The 16,965-nt window shown below is 67.0% G+C and carries 19 protein-coding genes; 8 read left to right on the forward strand and 11 right to left on the reverse strand.

Annotated elements, in window-relative coordinates; genetic code table 11:
• The first annotated feature begins 697 nt into the window (after positions 1–697).
• Positions 698–1,093: an SRPBCC family protein gene (locus ACWDPV_RS23945; RefSeq protein WP_449744976.1), complete on the forward strand. Its 396-nt coding sequence runs from the start codon at positions 698–700 to the stop codon at positions 1,091–1,093.
• 18 nt (positions 1,094–1,111) lie between these two features.
• Here the strand turns inward: ACWDPV_RS23945 and ACWDPV_RS23950 are convergent, their stop codons facing one another.
• Positions 1,112–1,591, reverse strand: coding sequence for an anthrone oxygenase family protein (locus ACWDPV_RS23950; protein ID WP_449744977.1), 480 nt, complete (start codon positions 1,589–1,591; stop codon positions 1,112–1,114).
• Positions 1,592–1,684: 93 nt separating this feature from the next.
• Between ACWDPV_RS23950 and ACWDPV_RS23955 the strand changes: the two genes are divergently transcribed.
• The 3 genes from ACWDPV_RS23955 to ACWDPV_RS23965 all read left to right on the forward strand — a co-directional run bounded on the left by ACWDPV_RS23955 (position 1,685) and on the right by ACWDPV_RS23965 (position 5,225).
• Positions 1,685–2,662, forward strand: a complete 978-nt coding sequence (locus tag ACWDPV_RS23955; protein ID WP_449744978.1) for a cupin domain-containing protein — start codon at positions 1,685–1,687, stop codon at positions 2,660–2,662.
• Between the two features lie 7 nt (positions 2,663–2,669).
• Positions 2,670–3,692 (forward strand): LLM class flavin-dependent oxidoreductase, encoded by a 1,023-nt coding sequence (locus ACWDPV_RS23960; RefSeq protein ID WP_449744979.1) that lies wholly within the window; start codon positions 2,670–2,672, stop codon positions 3,690–3,692.
• A 597-nt stretch (positions 3,693–4,289) separates the two neighbouring features.
• Entirely contained in the window at positions 4,290–5,225 is a 936-nt protein-coding gene (locus ACWDPV_RS23965; protein WP_449744980.1) for an EamA family transporter, read from the forward strand.
• On the opposite strand, the gene ACWDPV_RS23970 is transcribed toward ACWDPV_RS23965, so the two are convergent.
• Both ACWDPV_RS23970 and ACWDPV_RS23975 read right to left on the reverse strand, forming a co-directional pair.
• Positions 5,217–5,798 (reverse strand): HD domain-containing protein, encoded by a 582-nt coding sequence (locus tag ACWDPV_RS23970; protein ID WP_449744981.1) that lies wholly within the window; start codon positions 5,796–5,798, stop codon positions 5,217–5,219. The two genes, ACWDPV_RS23965 and ACWDPV_RS23970, sit on opposite strands and share 9 nt — an antisense overlap.
• Positions 5,799–5,852: 54 nt before the next feature.
• Complete coding sequence (locus ACWDPV_RS23975; protein WP_449744982.1) at positions 5,853–6,911, reverse strand: alpha/beta hydrolase; 1,059 nt, start codon at positions 6,909–6,911, stop codon at positions 5,853–5,855.
• A gap of 66 nt (positions 6,912–6,977) precedes the next feature.
• Here ACWDPV_RS23975 and ACWDPV_RS23980 point away from each other — a divergent pair, with 66 nt between their 5' ends.
• The gene (locus ACWDPV_RS23980; protein WP_449744983.1) at positions 6,978–8,270 is read left to right on the forward strand and encodes a MurT ligase domain-containing protein; all 1,293 of its coding nucleotides are present in this window, start codon (positions 6,978–6,980) and stop codon (positions 8,268–8,270) included.
• Complete coding sequence (locus ACWDPV_RS23985) at positions 8,267–8,989, forward strand: type 1 glutamine amidotransferase (RefSeq protein WP_449744984.1); 723 nt, start codon at positions 8,267–8,269, stop codon at positions 8,987–8,989. Before ACWDPV_RS23980 ends, ACWDPV_RS23985 begins: the two co-directional genes overlap by 4 nt.
• Positions 8,990–9,203: 214 nt before the next feature.
• Here the strand turns inward: ACWDPV_RS23985 and ACWDPV_RS23990 are convergent, their stop codons facing one another.
• The 8 genes from ACWDPV_RS23990 to ACWDPV_RS24025 all read right to left on the reverse strand — a co-directional run bounded on the left by ACWDPV_RS23990 (position 9,204) and on the right by ACWDPV_RS24025 (position 13,965).
• On the reverse strand, positions 9,204–9,503 hold the full coding sequence (locus ACWDPV_RS23990) for a hypothetical protein (RefSeq protein ID WP_449744985.1): 300 nt from the start codon (positions 9,501–9,503) through the stop codon (positions 9,204–9,206).
• Positions 9,504–9,609: 106 nt separating this feature from the next.
• Positions 9,610–10,338: a uracil-DNA glycosylase gene (locus ACWDPV_RS23995; RefSeq protein ID WP_449744986.1), complete on the reverse strand. Its 729-nt coding sequence runs from the start codon at positions 10,336–10,338 to the stop codon at positions 9,610–9,612.
• A 10-nt stretch (positions 10,339–10,348) separates the two neighbouring features.
• Positions 10,349–10,846: a uridine kinase family protein gene (locus tag ACWDPV_RS24000; RefSeq protein ID WP_449744992.1), complete on the reverse strand. Its 498-nt coding sequence runs from the start codon at positions 10,844–10,846 to the stop codon at positions 10,349–10,351.
• Positions 10,847–10,950: 104 nt separating this feature from the next.
• Complete coding sequence (gene recR, locus ACWDPV_RS24005; RefSeq protein ID WP_348806318.1) at positions 10,951–11,562, reverse strand: recombination mediator RecR; 612 nt, start codon at positions 11,560–11,562, stop codon at positions 10,951–10,953.
• An 8-nt stretch (positions 11,563–11,570) separates the two neighbouring features.
• Positions 11,571–11,942 carry a YbaB/EbfC family nucleoid-associated protein gene (locus tag ACWDPV_RS24010; RefSeq protein ID WP_449744987.1) on the reverse strand — a complete coding sequence of 124 codons (372 nt, stop codon included), beginning with the start codon at positions 11,940–11,942 and terminating at the stop codon, positions 11,571–11,573.
• A 49-nt stretch (positions 11,943–11,991) separates the two neighbouring features.
• Positions 11,992–12,327 carry a hypothetical protein gene (locus tag ACWDPV_RS24015; RefSeq protein WP_449744988.1) on the reverse strand — a complete coding sequence of 112 codons (336 nt, stop codon included), beginning with the start codon at positions 12,325–12,327 and terminating at the stop codon, positions 11,992–11,994.
• 259 nt (positions 12,328–12,586) lie between these two features.
• The gene (locus tag ACWDPV_RS24020; protein WP_449744989.1) at positions 12,587–13,480 is read right to left on the reverse strand and encodes a pseudouridine synthase; all 894 of its coding nucleotides are present in this window, start codon (positions 13,478–13,480) and stop codon (positions 12,587–12,589) included.
• A 44-nt stretch (positions 13,481–13,524) separates the two neighbouring features.
• Entirely contained in the window at positions 13,525–13,965 is a 441-nt protein-coding gene (locus ACWDPV_RS24025; RefSeq protein WP_449744990.1) for an SRPBCC family protein, read from the reverse strand.
• Between the two features lie 84 nt (positions 13,966–14,049).
• Here ACWDPV_RS24025 and ACWDPV_RS24030 point away from each other — a divergent pair, with 84 nt between their 5' ends.
• Both ACWDPV_RS24030 and ACWDPV_RS24035 read left to right on the forward strand, forming a co-directional pair.
• Positions 14,050–15,492 (forward strand): FAD-binding oxidoreductase, encoded by a 1,443-nt coding sequence (locus ACWDPV_RS24030; protein ID WP_449744993.1) that lies wholly within the window; start codon positions 14,050–14,052, stop codon positions 15,490–15,492.
• The gene (locus ACWDPV_RS24035; RefSeq protein WP_449744991.1) at positions 15,489–16,826 is read left to right on the forward strand and encodes a class I SAM-dependent methyltransferase; all 1,338 of its coding nucleotides are present in this window, start codon (positions 15,489–15,491) and stop codon (positions 16,824–16,826) included. The genes ACWDPV_RS24030 and ACWDPV_RS24035 overlap by 4 nt, the downstream gene beginning before the upstream one ends.
• The last annotated feature ends 139 nt before the right edge of the window (positions 16,827–16,965 follow it).

A 16,965-nucleotide genomic window follows, 5' to 3' on the forward strand; every position in this document is an offset into this window, starting at 1 on the left:
AGCACACTCGCGTGGTGATCGACGAGGTTGCGGATCACCACGATGGCGTGCAGCGCACTCTTTGCGTCCTCGTGGGTGAGGCCGCCGGTGGTGAAGTCGAGTTCCGCCAACAAGTCGATGGTGATGTCAAGTTCCCCCGATGTCATGTCTACCACAGTAGGCCTCGTTGGCGGTCGGCGCAAGGGTCGGTTTCGTGAATCCTGTTGCTGTGCATAACGTTTGGTCTGTGGATAACTTGTTGTCGGCGGGATTTTCTTGTCGGTGGGGTGTGGTATGGGGCGGCGCGTTTCGTGGGAGGTGTTGTGGTGGTGGGGGTTCCAGCGTCATGTCACCTGGTCTCGACTCGACCCTCCGTTTCGACGGAGCTCAACGCGGCAGCTAGCGCTCCGGGTCGGCTCGACCGGCGGGATAAACGCGGCTCGACCGGCGGGATGGGGACGCCTCGACCGGCGGATTGGGGTCGGCTCGACCGGCGGGATGGGGACGCCTCGACCGGCGGGATGGGGACGCCTCGACCGGCGGGATGAGGTCGGCGCGATCGGCGGGATGAGGTCGACGAGAACGAGATTGGATTGTTGTCAACGTAATTCGGAGCGTTGTCAGCGCAACCGAAAGCACTGTCAGTGATGAGGAGAGCCGTCACCGGCAAGATGCGTAGCCCTCTGGCTTTGTCGGTGGGCGGGTGCACTATGGACGTATGCGTAGTCGACATCTCAGCACCGTCATCGCCGCGAGCCCGCAGCGGGTGTACGAGTTCGCCGCCGAACCCGACAACCTGCCGCGGTGGGCTGCGGGCCTTGCCACCTCGACGGTGACCAGGAGCGGTGACGACCTCTTCGTCGAGTCGCCGATGGGCACGGTGACGGTTCGCTTTGTCCGACACAATGATCTCGGGGTCCTCGATCACGACGTGATCCTGCCGAGCGGGGCCACGGTGACCAATCCCATTCGGGTGCTTGCTCATCCCGATGGTGCCGAAGTGGTCTTCACTCTTCGCCAGCGCGAGATGTCGGACGCAGAGTTTGAGCGGGACGCCGAGATGGTCAACGCCGACCTGGCGATGCTCAAATCGATACTGGAACAAGGTGACTGACCAGATCGAGGCAGGTGCTCAGCCGCGCGTCAGCACGAGGCCGGCGGCGAGAACCGCCACCGATGTGGTGTGCAGAACGGCGCGAAGGGTGTTCCAACGCACCCACGGCACGATGTAATCCGACCACACCTGCTGCGCCGCAACAGGTTCGATCGTTCCCACATCCGCCAGCCGGTCGTTCAGCGGAACATTGGCCATACCGGTGACGAGAAACGCGACGATGTAGAGTACGGCGGCGGCAAGCACCCACCAGCGCAGATCGTCGCGCCAGGTCAGGACGGTCCCGGCAATCGCAAACACCAGTCCTCCGATGAAGATCGCCAGGAAGATCGGATTGACGATCACCACATTGATCCGTTGCATCGCGGCGATGGCCGTGCTCGGGCCGGTGCGGTCGAGGGCCGGCATCACCGCGTAGGAGAAGGCGGCGAAGAGGCCCGCGACGAGCCCACCGGTCACCAGGGTCAGTATCAGGGTGATCGCTCGAAGGATGGTCACGAGATCAACTTCACTACGAAGCGATGAGCGTTTCCATTATCCGAAGGATTGATTCCATTATCGATCGTCTCGAGCAAGCGCTATCGTCGGGCAATGGATGCTCTCGGTCTGCTGTTGAACGGCCCCCGTGCCGTCGATCCGATGATCCTGCGAATGGTGATGACCGGCGACTGGGCCGTGCGCATCACCGATCGTGCCCCGTTGACCGTCGTCGCGGTCACCCGCGGCGACGCGGTGCTGAGCTACGACGACGGCACGACGTCACCACTGAACGTCGGCGACGTCGCGCTCATCCGCGGCACCGAACCGTACACGATTGGCGCCACAGCGAACTGCCCGCCGATCGCGATCATCGATGAGAGCGGGCACTGCCTGGATCCCACGGGACGCCACAGCGTGGCCGAGCAGATGAGTTTCGGCGTTCGGTCCTGGGGTAATACGGACGCCGTCCGGGACACCGACACCGTGATGCTGGTGGGCACGTACCAGACCGGCACCGTCGGACGACACCTGCTCGACTCACTGAACCGGATCACCGTCGTCGCGAGCCACGACGACCCGTTGGTCGCGATGACCGAGTCCGAAGCCGTCGTGGACGCACCCGGGCAGGAGGCGGTCCTCAGCAGACTGCTCGACCTCCTGCTGATCACGGCGCTGCGCCGCGCACTCGCCGCCGGACACGGTCCGGCCTGGGTACGGGCCCATTCCGATCGCCTCGTCGGGCAGTCGCTTCGACTGCTGCACAACAACATCGATCATCCGTGGACGGTCGCCTCACTCGCCGAACAGGTCGGAATATCCCGGGCTGTGATGGCCCGCCGCTTCACCGAGCTGGTGGGCGCACCTCCGATGACGTACCTGGCGACGTGGCGGCTCTCGGTGGCGGCAGACATGCTCGACGACACCGACGCGACCCTGGACGTGATCGCCCGGCGAGTCGGCTACGGAAGCGCTTTCGCCCTGAGTACAGCGTTCAAACGCCGGTACGGCGTGAGCCCGGCAGTCCATCGACGACGGGCCACCGACCGAACCGCACACACCACGGAACAATCCGGACCCCAGTCCGGTTAAAGGTGTCATGACCAAGAAGATCGGTTTTCTCTCCTTCGGACACTGGGCCGCCTCGCCCGGGTCACAGACGACCTCCGGCGCCGACACCCTACTGCAATCCATCGACCTAGCCGTGGCCGCCGAAGAGCTCGGCGCCGACGGTGCCTACTTCCGTGTTCACCACTTCGCACACCAGCTCGCCTCGCCGTTTCCCCTGCTCGCCGCGATCGGCGCGAAGACCAGCAGCATCGAGATCGGCACCGGCGTCATCGACATGCGCTACGAGAACCCCATGTACATGGCCGAGGACGCGGGCGCGGCGGACCTCATCGCCGGAGGGCGCCTGCAACTCGGCGTCAGCCGGGGGTCCCCGGAGCAGGTCATCGAGGGCTACAAGTACTTCGGATACATTCCGCCGGAAGGGGTCTCCGACGCCGACATGGCCCGCCAGCACACCGACGTCTTCCTCAAGCTGATCGACGGCGCGCGGTTTGCCGAACCCAACCCGTCCCCGATGTTCCCGAATCCCCCGGGCCTGCTCGGCATTGAGCCGCAGTCGCCGGGACTGCGGGAGCGGATCTGGTGGGGTGCCGGAACCCGGGCCACCGCCGAATGGACCGCCGAACAGGGCATGAATCTGATGAGTTCGACGCTGCTCACCGAGGACACCGGCATCCCGTTCCACAAGCTGCAGGCCGAGCAAATCCAACGGTTCCGCGACAAGTGGGCCGAGGCCGGACATGAGCGCGAACCCCGAGTATCGGTGAGCCGCAGCATCTTTGCGCTCACCAACGAGATGGACCGCGCCTACTTCGGTCGCGACCGCCACAGTTCGGATCAGGTCGGCCACATCGACGGCGGACTCGCCCGATTCGGACGCAGCTATGCCGACGAACCCGACAAACTCATCGAACAACTCCGAGAAGACGAGGCCATCGCCGCCGCGGACACCCTGCTGCTGACGGTGCCCAACCAGCTCGGCGTCGAATACAACGCGCACGTCATCGAGTCGATCCTCACGGAGGTGGCGCCCGCACTCGGCTGGCGCTGAGGCGTGCGGCGGGGTGGCCTCGATACGGCCCTCGTTCCTCGGGCCACTCGGCCGGCGGGGCGTGGGTCTCCGGTGTGACGGTTCCGGCGTGACGCTGCGGAGGTGACCTCGATACGGCCCTCGTTCCTCGGGCCTACTCGCCAGCGGGGGGACGGTCGGCCCTGCCGGAGGGAAGCGGGCCTACTCGGCCAGCGGGGGGAAGCGGGCCTACTCGGCCAGCGGGGGGACGGTCGGCCCTGCCGGAGGGAAGCGGGCCTACTCGGCCAGCGGGGAAGGTCGGCCCTGCCGGAGGGAAGCGGGCCTACTCGGCCGGCGGGGGGAAGGTCGGCCCTGCCGGAGGGAAGCGGGCCTACTCGGCCGGCGGGGGGAAGGTCGGCCCTGCCGGAGGGAGGTGCCTACTCGGCCGGCGGGAGGCGGGCCACCCAGCCAGTGAAGACCTACTCGGCCCAGCGGCGGCGGGCCACGCGGACAGCGGGGGCGGCCTCGCCGGCGGAGAGCGGAGGGAGACCCACTCAAGACGGACCATGTAGCAGATCTACATCGTTCATCCAGTTAAATTCGCTTGTCCTTCATCGATATGGGCTCGACGATGGCTGCATGACCACACGCGATCGCCTGCTCGGACTCACCGTCGTCGTCCTGTGGGGTCTGAACTTCATCGCGATTCGCGTCGGCCTCGATCACTTTCCGCCGTTCTTCTTCGCCGCCCTGCGGTTCGCGGTGATGGCGGTGCCGGTGATCGCGTTCGTCCGCTTCCCGAAGGTGCAGATGCGCTGGTTCCTGCTCTACGCCGTCGGATTCGGCTTCGGGCAGTTCGCCTTCCTGTTCCTAGCGATGGATCTCGGTATGCCGACCGGCCTCGCCTCCCTCGTCCTGCAGACCTCCGCGCCGTTCACAGTGCTCCTGGGCGTGGTGTTCCTGCGTGAACGTCTGGTGCCCGCCCAGGTTCTCGGCATCGCCGTCGCCGTGGCGGGCATCGTCCTCATCGGCGCCGACCGCGCCGGACACTCCGCGATCGGACTCGGCATCGTGGCACCCATGGTGCTGACCGTGCTGGCCGGACTGTCCTGGGCGTTCGGCAACATCGGCAGTCGCCTATCCCAGCCGGACGACGCACTTCGCATGACGCTGTGGATGTCGGTGGTCCCGCCCCTCCCCTTCCTGCTGATGAGCCTGGCGACCGAGGGCCCCGCGGCCGATCTCGCGTCGCTCACCTCGCTGAGCACGTCATCGGGACTACTCGCCCTGGTCGGGCTGGCGTACGTGGTGCTGCTCGGCACCATCGCCGGATCCGGTCTGTGGACGATGCTGATGAAACGCTACGAGGCCAGCCGCGTCGCGCCGCTGTCACTGCTGGTGCCGGTCGTCGGGATCAGCGCGTCCTGGCTGTTACTCGACGAGGTCCCGTCGCGGGTCGAACTCGGCGGCGCCGCACTCGTCATCGCCGGCTGCGCCGCCGGGGTGATCGCGTCGCCGCGCTCGCGGCCGAAGCCCGCCAGAACTCAAGAGCACGAGCTTGTCTCGTCAGCCTGACGTGAGCTCGACGATCTCGGCTGCCACATTGCGCCGCGCATCGGCCTCCCACAGCCGCCGCGCCGTCGCGGTGACATACAGATGATCGTGAGACAGCAAGTCCCGCAACAACTGTGCACGCCTGCTGCGGAACAGGTCGTCGGGGACCGCCTGATACTCGTCCCGCACCGCATCGACGTACTCGCGGTACCGCGCCGGATCGGCACCCAGAATCCACAGATCCGCATCCGACAACACCCCACCATTGCGGTCGTCGGATGACGGGTCGTGGGTCCGGGTCAACTCGACGAGGCGGACCACCTCGGTGACGTCCGGGTCGTCGGCACCGAGAAGATCGGCGGCCAGGCGCGCCGACGCCCCCTCGTTGTCCTCGCCGAACACCTCGTACACCGCGTCGTGAAACCAGGTGGCCAGCACCACCGGGCGAACGTCGAACTCCTCACCTGCTTCCGCCAAAACATCGAGCGCGCTCAGCATTTCGTCGCGATGCCGGGCATCGTGGTGTCGACGGTGTGGTTCGTTCCAGCGTGCGTCGAGGTCGGCGACGAGCCCGACCGGCATGTCCACCTGCATGGCCTCACGGTACCCGCGGCTTGCCCTGCCGGTCATTCCGGCGACGTACGCCACTCAGCTCAGCGCGGCCGCGATCGTCTCGTGGATGCGGGACACCGCCTGCCGCGCCGACGGACTGTACCCGGTCATGTTGGCGAAACCGTGGATGAGTCCGCCGTCCCGTTCCAGGGACACCGAAACCCCGGCTGCGACAAGCGCATCCGCGTACGCGATGCCCTCATCACGCAACGGGTCGAAGCCGGCCACCACCACGTGGGCGGGCGGGAGGCCGCTGAGATCGGTGGCCAACAGCGGCGAGAGCCGCGGGTCGGTGCGGTCGGCGTCGGCCGGAACGTAGTTCTCGTCGAACCAGTCGATCCGCGCCTTGGTGAGCAGGTACCCCGTTGCGAACTCCTCCCGGGAGCCACCCTCCCGGGTGTGGTCGGTGATCGGGTAGAGCAGCACCTGCAGTCGGGGCGTCACATCCTCACCCCGCACCTGCTGAGACACCACCGCCGCGAGGTTGCCGCCCGCGCTGTCACCGGCGACGACGAGGCGGTCGGCGGGCACACCCCACTCCGCGGCCTTTGCCACCGCGAAACGCCAGGCGACCAACGCGTCGTCGACCGCCGCCGGGAACGGATGCTCGGGCGCCAGGCGGTAGTCGACGGAGAGCACGTCGGCGCCGGTGTCGATCGCGAGCCGTCGGCAGTACCCGTCGTGCGTGGCCGGGGAACCGAGGACGAATCCACCGCCGTGGAAGAACACGATCAACCCGGTGGTGGTGACCTCGGCGCGGTAGCGGGTCGCGGGAATCGGCCCGTCCGGCGAGTCGATGGCGAGGTCCTCGACGACCGCGAGTGCCGGTGTCTTCTCGCCGCCGACCCCGGCGTTCACGACGAGGTTCCTACGGGCGTGTTCCGGGGTGACCCCACCGAGATCACCACCCGGGATGAGGCCCATGACGACCGCGGTGGCGAGCATATCCGGGGCGATGTGCTCGCCGTCGGCGTTGACCGGGCAGAACCGCGCGAGGGTTCCCGGCACCACCGCAGGAATGTGGCCGATGCGGCTCAGAGCCGCGCGGACCGGTCGTAACGGAAGCGAAAGTGTCGATGTCGTGGCCCTGCTCACACCCCGCGACACTACTCGCCGGTTCCGTCACGGCACCGCGCGCATCGCTGTGCCAGACTCGTCCACATGCCCGACCGCGACACCCCGTCATCGTCCGCGACGCGCGTCCCGCTGCGCACCTCGGTGGCCCTGGCCGCCGCCGCATCCGCTCGATGGGCGTCCCGCACCGCAGGCCGCGGAAAGGGCTCAATGATCGGCGGCTTGGTCGCCGAGAAGATCGACCCGAAGATCATGTCGCGCCTCGCGGCCGGCAAGCGGACTGCGCTGATCACCGGCACCAACGGCAAATCGACGACCACCCGGATGACCGCCGCGGCCCTCGCCGAACTCGGTGAGGTGGCCACCCAGGCCGACGGCGCCAACATGGATGCCGGGATCATCGCGACACTGAGCCTGCAACGCTCGGCGCCGGTATGCGCACTCGAGGTCGACGAACTCCACGTCCCACACGTCAGCGACGCCACCGACCCCGAGGTGCTGGTGATGCTGAACCTGTCCCGCGATCAGCTCGACCGCGTCGGCGAGATCAACATGATCGAACGTCGGCTGCGCGCCGGGATTGCCAAACACCCCGCCATGACCGTCGTCGCCAACTGCGACGACGTCCTGGTGACCTCGGCGGCGTTCGACGCACCCAAGGTCGTCTGGGTGGCCGCGGGTGCGAGTTGGGTGGGTGACTCGGTGAGCTGCCCGCGGACCGGAGAGCCGATCATTCGCGGCACGGATGGTGACTGGCGTTCCACCGGCGACGAGAACTTCCGTCGCCCGTCACCGGACTGGTGGTTCGACGACGAGAACCTGTACGGCCCGGACGGATTCACCTCACCGATGTCGCTGCTGGTACCCGGGCGCGCCAACCGAGGCAACGCTGCGCAGGCGGTGGCCGCCGCCGTCGTCATGGGCGCCGACCCGGCCAAGGCCGTCGCCGCGGTGCAGACCGTCGGCGAGGTCGCCGGGCGTTACGGCATCCATCAGGTCGGCAATCATTCGGTGCGCACGTTACTGGCGAAGAATCCCGCGGGTTGGCAGGAGGCGCTGTCGATGATCGATCAGGACGCCGACGGTCTGGTCATCGCGGTCAACGGGCAGGTCCCCGACGGGGAGGATCTGTCGTGGTTGTGGGATGTGCGATTCGAGGCGTTCGAAACCATGCAGGTCGTGGCCTCCGGTGAGCGGGCCGCCGATCTGTCGGTGCGACTGCTTTACGCCGGCGCCGAACACACCACGATCGACGACCCCATGGCCGCCATCGCATCCTGCCCGCCCGGGCGGGTCGAGGTGCTCGCCAACTACACCGCGTTCCGCGACCTGAACACCGCCATCGAACGCGCCGAGCGTGCCCGGAAGGCAGAACAGTGAGCGAATCGACCCTGCGGATCGGCCTCGTCCTGCCCGACGTGATGGGCACCTACGGCGACGGCGGCAACGCACTGATCCTGCGTCAACGCGCCCGGATGCGCGGGATCGACGCCGAGGTCATCCAGATCACCCTCGACGACGAGGTGCCCGATTCGCTGGACGTGTACACCCTCGGTGGTGCCGAGGACTACGCGCAGCGCTTGGCGACGCGGCACCTCACGCGATTCCCCGGACTGCAGCGGGCCGCGGCCGCGGGACGGCCGGTGCTGGCGATCTGCGCGGCCATCCAGGTGCTCGGACATTGGTATGAGACCTCGGCCGGTGAACGCGTCGACGGCATCTCAGTGTTCGATCTGACGACGTCACCGCAGGCGACACGGAGCATCGGCGAACTGGTCACCGAACCCGTCCTCGAGGGTTTGACCCAGCCGTTGAGCGGTTTCGAAAACCATCGGGGCGGAAGCACGTTGGGTTCGGACTCGTCACCGCTGGGGCGGGTGAGGCACGGCGTCGGCAACGGGGTCGGCGACGGCACCGAGGGTGTGGTCAGCGGATCGGTCATCGGTACATACATGCACGGACCGTCGCTGGCACGTAACCCCGAATTAGCCGATCTTCTCCTGGCCCGGGCCATGGGGACCGATACGCTTGCGCCGCTTGACCTCCCAGAGGTTGACCGGCTGCGCACCGAGCGTCTCGCCGCCGGCCGGCGGGGCTGAATCGGCACGCGACCACCAGTACATCCGGCGAAACCTGGGGCATCGGTCCGCGCCGCAGATCGCGCAATCTGTTCCGGCACGGTAATGCTCATGTGCTGACTTCGGATGACTACATCGACAACGGTGATCTGCGCGCCCGACCATTACGACACCCTACGCTCTGCGCCGATCACCGAACGGCGGTATGCACGCTATGTCCCCTTTTCGGGTGAGCTCAGCCCGCGCGCCGATCGTCGTCGGCGACGACCCGAACCGGGTGGCGTCGCGATCCCGTGACCTCGGGTGCGGTGTTCTCGGGTGCAGTGGTCGTGGGAACAGTGGCCATGGGAACAGCGGGCGCCAGGCGCAGTGCGGGGCGCCGCGCGGCCGCCTCGTCCCGAGCGATCGGTCTGCGCGTCTTGCGGAACTTCGCGCACCCGGCGAATCCGCAATGTCCGCAGTCCGATCCGGCTCGGTAGTGCTCGTGCATGGCGCGGGGATGTCCGCAGCGGCAGACGTCGTCGTCATTTCTCATCGGCGGTCCCTGTCGTCGTCTCATCGCATCGGGGGTATTCGATGTCCGCCTTCGACGATGCCCACCGACACTGGCCCGATCCTGGCATCCACCGGTGGGCCGGCTGTCAACGCCGCAGCGTGGGCAGTCCCGCGGTCCGGGCGGCGTCGACGATCACCTCGCGGAGCATCGCCGGCGTGAGGCGACCCGTGAAGGTGTTGTGCTGGCTGACGTGATAGCTGCCGACGACGGTCAGGTGATCGTCGCCGGCGGTGATGACCGTGCGGGCGCCGTGACCGAACTTCGGTCGTGGCCGGGCCACCTCCCAGCCGAGGTCGGCGAAGGTTCGCAATCCCACCTGCCAGCCGAATCCCCCGAGCACCAGCACCGACCGCAGCGTCGGTCGCAGCAAGGCGAGTTCGGCGGCCAGCCACCGCGAACAGCGATCACGTTCGGCCGGTGTGGGTTGATTCTGCGGTGGCGCGCAATGCACCGGCGCGGTCATCCGTACCCCGAACAGTTCCATGCCGTCGTCGGCGGAGATCGCGTCCGGACGGCTTGCCAGCCCGACGTCGTAGAGCGCGCGGAACAGGACGTCGCCGCTCTGATCGCCGGTGAACATCCGGCCGGTGCGATTGGCACCGTGGGCGGCCGGCGCCAAACCCAGGATCAGCATCGCGGCGTCGGCCGGTCCGAACCCGGGAACCGCTCTGCCCCAATAGGTCTGGTCGGCGAACGCCGCACGCTTCTCGCGCGCGACCCGTTCCCGCCACGCCACCAGCCGTCGACAGGCCCGGCACTCGACGATCGCGGCATCGAGGTCGGCGATGTCGGTGAAGGTGCGGCGTCGGCCCATCGGGATCTGCTCAGTCCAGCACCCGGCATCGGTCCCGGGTGCGGTCGACGGCGAACCAGCCGCGTTCGAATTGTTGCCACCGCTGCAGAAACGGTCGGGACTCCTCGCCGTCGCGGGCGACGGCCCGTTCGAGCCGTTCGGCGGCGGGCGCACCGTCGAGCCACAGCGAGTAGGTGAGGCGGTCGGCGATGCGTCGCCGCGCCGCGGAAACCCCCTCGATCACCAGCAACGGTTCCCAGCGATACCAGATCCGGCTGCCGATCTCGGGGACGCCGTCCACCCACACGCGCGGCCGGTACCGATAGTCGCGTCGGCGGATAAAGGCATGCACCACATCGGTTTCCAGCTCCGGCCACCACGCCACCGGATTGTCCCAGGTGGCGAAGTCATCGGTGCGGACCAGCACCACACCGGTACCGCGGGCTCGTAGCTTGGCGACCAGCGCGTCGGCGACCGTCGACTTGCCCGCACCCGACGGACCGTCGATCGCAACGATGCCGGAGATCATCTCGGCGGCGAGATCGTCGAGGCGGGCGTCGAGTTCGTCGGGCAGTGGCGGTCCGGCGGTACCGGTTTGACCGGATGCAGCGGCGGTCGCGGACACGGGCGGTCTCAGGCGAGCGCCCGGCGGCCCGACAGGGCGCGACCGAGGGTGAGTTCGTCGGCGAATTCCAGGTCGCCACCCATCGGGAGCCCGGACGCCAGTCGGGTGACGCTGAGCCCTGGGAAATCCTTGAGCATGCGCAGCAGATAGGTGGCGGTGGCCTCGCCCTCGGTGTTGGGGTCGGTGGCCACGATCACCTCGGTCACGTCATTGCCGTCGGGGGTGTTGGCCAGTCGACGCAACAGTTCACGGATGCGGAGTTGATCCGGGCCGATCCCGGACAGCGGGTCGAGGGCGCCACCGAGCACGTGATAGCGCCCGTGGAACTCCTTGGTCCGCTCGATGGCGTGCACGTCCTTGGGTTCCTCGACGACGCAGATCGTCGTCGCATCCCGTCGGGCGTCCGAGCAGATCCGGCACAGCGTGTTGGCCGACACGTTGCCGCATTCGGCGCAGAAGGTGACGTCGTCGCGGACGTGGCCGAGCGCCGAGATCAGCCGATCGATCTCCTTCTTCTCGCCGGCGAGCAGCGCAAAGGCGATGCGCTGGGCTCCCTTGGGCCCGAGGCCCGGCTGTTTGGCCAGCTCATCGATCAGATCCTGGATCGGCCCCTCGTACACGTCCGCCCTCAGCCGAGTCCGGGCAGTCCGCCGCCGAGTCCGCCGGCCAGGGGCCCCATCTTCTCGCCCGCGAGTTCCTCGCGCTTGCGCGCCAGATCGGCCAGGGCGCCGAGCAGGAGATCCTGCAGTGTCTCGACGTCGTCGGGATCGACGACCTTGGGGTCGATGGTCACCGCGGTGACCTCACCCGTCCCGTTTCCAGTGACGCTGACCAGTCCGTTGCCTGCGGTTCCGGTCACCTCGGTCGCGGCGATCTCGTTCTGCGCCTCGAGGAGCTTGGCCTGCATCTGCTGGGCCTGCTGCAGCAGACCCGCCATCGGGTTCTCGCCGCCGGCACCACCGCCGCCGAAGAGGGCACTCGGGTCGAAAGGTTGATTCACGGGCTCCAGAGTAGTCGCCGTGCTGCGGGGGGTCCGTGGGCGCGCCGGGTCAGCGCAGCAGACGCGCGACGTGATCGACGATCTCGTCGACGGTGTCGTCGCCGACCGGGGTGATCTCGAAGGACAGGTCACTGTCGCCGAAGAGGCGTCCCGCGCGCTGGGTCAGCACGAACTCCAGCCGGTTGTCGTCGACGCGTCGCCAGTCGACGATCGCGTCGTAGATCGGTGCGGAGGCGCCGGTGGAGATGCAGTACCGATCATTCGCGCGGTCGCTGCCCACCAGATCGCGCTGGATCTGGAAACAGGCCATCGACTCGTCGTCGATGAACACCACCGCCTCGCAGCCGAGGTCGGGGTGGCGTTCGTAGGAGGCCCGGATCGTCACAGAACGCAGGGTAGCGGGGAGGGAGGTTACTGCCCGTCGAGTGGGCGCTGTTTCCCGTCGAGTGGGCGCTGTTTCCCGTCGAGTGGGCGCTGTTTCCCGTCGAGTGGGCGCTGTTTCCCGTCGAGTGGGCGCCGCATCCCGTCGAGTGGGCGTTCAGGCCTCCACCCGCGCATGGCGATATGCACACTTGATCTGATTCGACGCACACTCGACGCAGATCAGCGCTCACTCGACGGGAAGTAGCGCCCACTCGACGACGTCAGCGCACGCTCCGGCGGGAGGTGAAGCACCGGTGCTCCCCGCTGATCGGGTCGGTGAACGCCAACGAGTACGCCACCAGACGCAGCGGTTGCGCGAAGTCACCGTGATCGGGCCGCGCGGCGAGGTCGGCGTCCACCTCCGGATAGAGCGGATCGCCGACGATCGGCACGCCGAGCGAGGCCATGTGCAGCCGGAGTTGGTGGGTGCGGCCCGTGTGCGGGACGAGGCGATAGACCGAGCCGTGGACGGATCGTTCGACCTCGGTGATGTCGCTGATCGCGTTGACCGGGCCGTCGACGACGCGTGCGCGCAGGTCCCCGGCCGTCTTCTCGATGCGATCGCGCACCGTCCGCGTCCCGGACCAGTCGGCCGGCGGGGCCAGAGCGCGGTACTCCTTGTCGACGCGGCGCGTGGCGAACAGGTCCTGATAGGCGGCCCGCACTTCGGGGCGAAGGGTGAACAGCAAGACGCCCGCGGTGAGGCGGTCGAGACGATGCGCCGGGGCCACGAGGTCCGTGCCGAGTTCTCGTCGCAACCGGACCAGCGCCGTCTGCGTCACATGCCGCCCCCGGGGCATCGTCGCCAGGAAGTGGGGTTTGTCGACGACGACGATGTCGTCGTCGCGGTGGAGGATCGGCAGGTCGAACGGGATCGGCACCTCGTCGGGCAGGTCCCGGTAGAGGTAGATCGAGCTGTTCATGGTCGCCGGCGCGGACAGGTGGACCGGCACGCCCTCCGCGTCGACGATCTCGCCTCGCTCGGCGCGCGCCTGCAGTGCCTCGTCGGACATATCCGCCAGCGACGGGGTGGTCCGAAGGCAATCGCGGATCGTCGACTCCGGCCCGGAACGCAGCACCACGCGGGTGGCGTCGACCCCGTCGCGGGGCGGCAACGGCGACGGCCGTGACCGACCCCGACGACGCGGGCGTTCAGGGATTACTTCTCCAGCCGGGTCTTGAGATTGGCCAACAGGGCGGCCTGGATCTTGGCGAGGCCCTTGGGTGCGAAGGTCTTCTCGAAGAAACCACCGATGCCGCCGGCATTGCTGTTCCACGTGGTCGTGGTGGTGACGGTGCTGCCCGCTCCGGCGGCAGCGACCTTGTACGTCGTCACCATCGTCGAGTTCTCGTCGCGTTCGGTGATGGTGTCCGGGGAGACGGCCACGGTGGCCTTCACGTCGCGCTGACGTTTAGAGGTGGCCTGCAGAATCCAGTGCACGACGGTGCCGTCGCCGTTGCCTCCGCTGATCACCGAGTAGTCGCGGTACTGCTCGGGCAGGATCGCCGGGCGGACCTCGTTGTAGTCGGCGAGCGCGCCGATCACGGCGTCCGGGGTAGCGGCGATCTCGGTCGACTGGCTTGCAGAAATCTGACCCACGGGCCGGGCTCCTTCGTCAGGTATTGATTGGCGGGCATGAGGCTCAGGTCCTAGGCTAGCCAAGTGAGCTCTGCAGACTTGGAGATGGGGGCAGCGGCATTCGAGGAGGGCGTGGCAACCCTCCTGAACAGTTATCGCGCCATCCCCCCGCAGGCCACCGTCCGACTCGCGAAGAAAACCTCGAATCTGTTCCGGGCGCGAGCGAAGAATCCACACCCCGGCCTGGATGTGTCCGGTCTGGACCGGGTCATCTCCGTCGACGCCGAGGCCAAAACCGCCGACGTCGCGGGCATGTGTACCTACGAGAACCTCGTCGCCGCCACGCTGCCCTACGGCCTGGCGCCGAAAGTCGTTCCGCAGTTGAAGACCATCACGCTGGGCGGCGCGGTCACCGGATTGGGGATCGAGAGCACCTCCTTTCGCAACGGCCTTCCGCATGAATCGGTGCTGGAGATCGACATCCTCACCGGCGACGGCGAAATCGTCACCGCCACACCCACCAACAGCTACGCCGACCTCTTTTTCGGATTCCCGAATTCGTATGGCACGCTGGGATATTCGGTACGTCTGAAGATCGAACTGGAGACAGTGCAACCCTTCGTCGCACTCCGGCATGTGCGATTCACCGATCTCGCCGAACTGCAACGCACCATGGACGTCATCGTCGGCGACCGCACTTACGACGGCGAACGCGTGGATTACCTGGACGGCACCGTGTTCACCGCCGACGAGGCGTATCTGACACTCGGGCGCCAGACCGACGAGCCGGGCCCGGTCAGTGACTACACCGGCATGGACATCTACTACCGGTCGATCCAGCATGCGCCGCAGATGACACCCAAACGCGACCGGTTAACGATCCACGACTACCTGTGGCGCTGGGACACCGACTGGTTCTGGTGTTCCCGCGCCTTCGGTGCCCAGAATCCGCGCGTGCGTCGAGTGTGGCCGAAACGCTTGTTGCGCAGCAGTTTCTACTGGAAGCTGATCGGCTACGACCATCGGTTCAACATCGCCGACCGGATCAACGCCCGTAAGGGCCTACCCGCGAACGAGCGGGTGGTGCAGGACATCGAGGTGCCGATCGAGAACACCACCGCCTACCTCGAATGGTTCCTGGAGAACATCCCCATCGAGCCGATCTGGTTGTGCCCGTTGCGTCTACGGGATGATGCCGGCACGAAGGGCGGACCGACGGATACACCCGACGTACAGGGTGAGCACACTCGACGTGATGCGTCCCGCCCGTGGCCGTTGTATCCGCTGGAGCCGCACCGAACATATGTCAACGTCGGTTTCTGGTCGGCGGTGCCGGTGACGCCGGGTGATCCCGGATACGCCAACAAACTGATCGAACGAGAGGTGGCCGAACTCGATGGCCACAAGTCCCTGTATTCGGAATCCTTCTACAGTCCAGAGGAATTCGATGAGCTCTACGGGGGCGAACACTATCGGTTGCTCAAGAAGCGGTACGACCCCAAGGGCCGACTGCTGGACCTCTATGCGAAAGCGGTGAAACGGCAATGACGACCTACAAGGACAGCGCGTCGACCAACGGCGTCATCACGAAAACCGATGCCACACAAGGCAAACTCAATCTCGCCCAGGTCTTCGAATCCATCATGGGCGGCAGCCTCAACATACGGATCACCGCCTACGACGGCAGTTCGGCCGGACCTAAGGACGCCGAGTTCGGCCTCAACCTGAAAACACCGCGGGGAACCACCTATCTCGTCACCGCCCCCGGCGATCTCGGACTCGCACGGGCATATGTCGCAGGCGATCTCGAGTTGATCGGTGCACATCCCGGCGATCCGTACGGAGCACTGCAGGCACTTGCGTCGGACCTGGAGTTCAAGCGGCCGTCGCCGCTGACGCTCGCACAGATCGCCCGATCCCTCGGTATCGAACACTTCAAGCCCATCGCCCCACCCCCGCAGGAGGCCCTGCCGCGGTGGCGACGCTTCGCAGAAGGCCTACGGCACAGCAAGGCTCGCGACGCCGAGGTCATCCACTATCACTACGACGTCTCCAACACCTTCTACGAGTGGGTCCTCGGACCGTCGATGACCTACACCTGCGCTGTCTACCCGGACCACGATGCATCGCTGGAAACAGCGCAGGACAACAAGTATCGACTGATCTTCGACAAGCTCCGCCTCAAGGCCGGTGACCGCCTCCTCGACATCGGTTGCGGCTGGGGCGGAATGGTGCGGTACGCCGCCCGTCGCGGCGTCAAGGTGCTCGGCGTGACCCTCTCGGCCGAGCAGGCCGAGTGGGCGCAGCGGGCGATCATCGACGAGGGTCTGTCCGATCTGGCCGAGGTACGTCACAGCGATTACCGCGATGTGCCCGAGGCCGAGTTCGATGCGGTTTCGTCGATCGGCCTCACCGAACACATCGGCGTCGGCAACTATCCGGCGTACTTCTCGTTCATGCGCGACAAGCTCCGCGTCGGCGGAATGTTGTTGAACCACTGCATCACCCGTCCGGACAACGGGAAGAACATGCGAGCCGGTTCGTTCATCGACCGCTACGTCTTCCCCGACGGCGAACTCACCGGTTCCGGCAAGATCATCTCCAAGCTCCAGGACATCGGTGGCGTCGAGGTGATCCACGAGGAGAACTTGCGTTATCACTACGCGATGACCCTGCGCGACTGGAACCGCAACCTCGTCGAGCATTGGGATGAGGCGGTGGCCGAGGTCGGCGAGGGTACTGCCCGCCTGTGGGGTCTCTACATGGCAGGCTGCCGCATCGGCTTCGAGCGGGACATCGTGCAACTGCATCACGTCCTCGGCGTCAAACTCGACGCCGACGGCCGTCAGGACCTTCCGCTGCGCCCGTGGTGGAACGCGTAGTCACGCAGTCGCTTGGCCCCAGTCGGTCGAGTAGCCCCACTGGTCGCGGTACCGCACCGCGAACGTTCGGTGACGTTGCGTGGGGCGGGGGGTCGTCCCCCCCCCCCTCGTGGTGAGCGCGCGGACACCCCGTGAGAGC

It is taken from the genome of Gordonia sp. NPDC003504, assembly GCF_053587995.1.

Excerpts from the sequence above, each read along its gene's own strand:
- ACWDPV_RS23945 (WP_449744976.1), top strand. The coding sequence starts at position 698 with ATGCGTAGTCGACATCTCAGCACCGTCATCGCCGCGAGCCCGCAGCGG.
- ACWDPV_RS23955 (WP_449744978.1), top strand. The coding sequence starts at position 1,685 with ATGGATGCTCTCGGTCTGCTGTTGAACGGCCCCCGTGCCGTCGATCCG.
- ACWDPV_RS23960 (WP_449744979.1), top strand. The coding sequence starts at position 2,670 with ATGACCAAGAAGATCGGTTTTCTCTCCTTCGGACACTGGGCCGCCTCG.
- ACWDPV_RS23965 (WP_449744980.1), top strand. The coding sequence starts at position 4,290 with ATGACCACACGCGATCGCCTGCTCGGACTCACCGTCGTCGTCCTGTGG.
- ACWDPV_RS23970 (WP_449744981.1), bottom strand. The coding sequence starts at position 5,798 with ATGCAGGTGGACATGCCGGTCGGGCTCGTCGCCGACCTCGACGCACGC.
- ACWDPV_RS23980 (WP_449744983.1), top strand. The coding sequence starts at position 6,978 with ATGCCCGACCGCGACACCCCGTCATCGTCCGCGACGCGCGTCCCGCTG.
- ACWDPV_RS23990 (WP_449744985.1), bottom strand. The coding sequence starts at position 9,503 with ATGAGAAATGACGACGACGTCTGCCGCTGCGGACATCCCCGCGCCATG.
- ACWDPV_RS23995 (WP_449744986.1), bottom strand. The coding sequence starts at position 10,338 with ATGGGCCGACGCCGCACCTTCACCGACATCGCCGACCTCGATGCCGCG.
- ACWDPV_RS24000 (WP_449744992.1), bottom strand. The coding sequence starts at position 10,846 with ATGATCTCCGGCATCGTTGCGATCGACGGTCCGTCGGGTGCGGGCAAG.
- ACWDPV_RS24030 (WP_449744993.1), top strand. The coding sequence starts at position 14,050 with ATGGGGGCAGCGGCATTCGAGGAGGGCGTGGCAACCCTCCTGAACAGT.
- ACWDPV_RS24035 (WP_449744991.1), top strand. The coding sequence starts at position 15,489 with ATGACGACCTACAAGGACAGCGCGTCGACCAACGGCGTCATCACGAAA.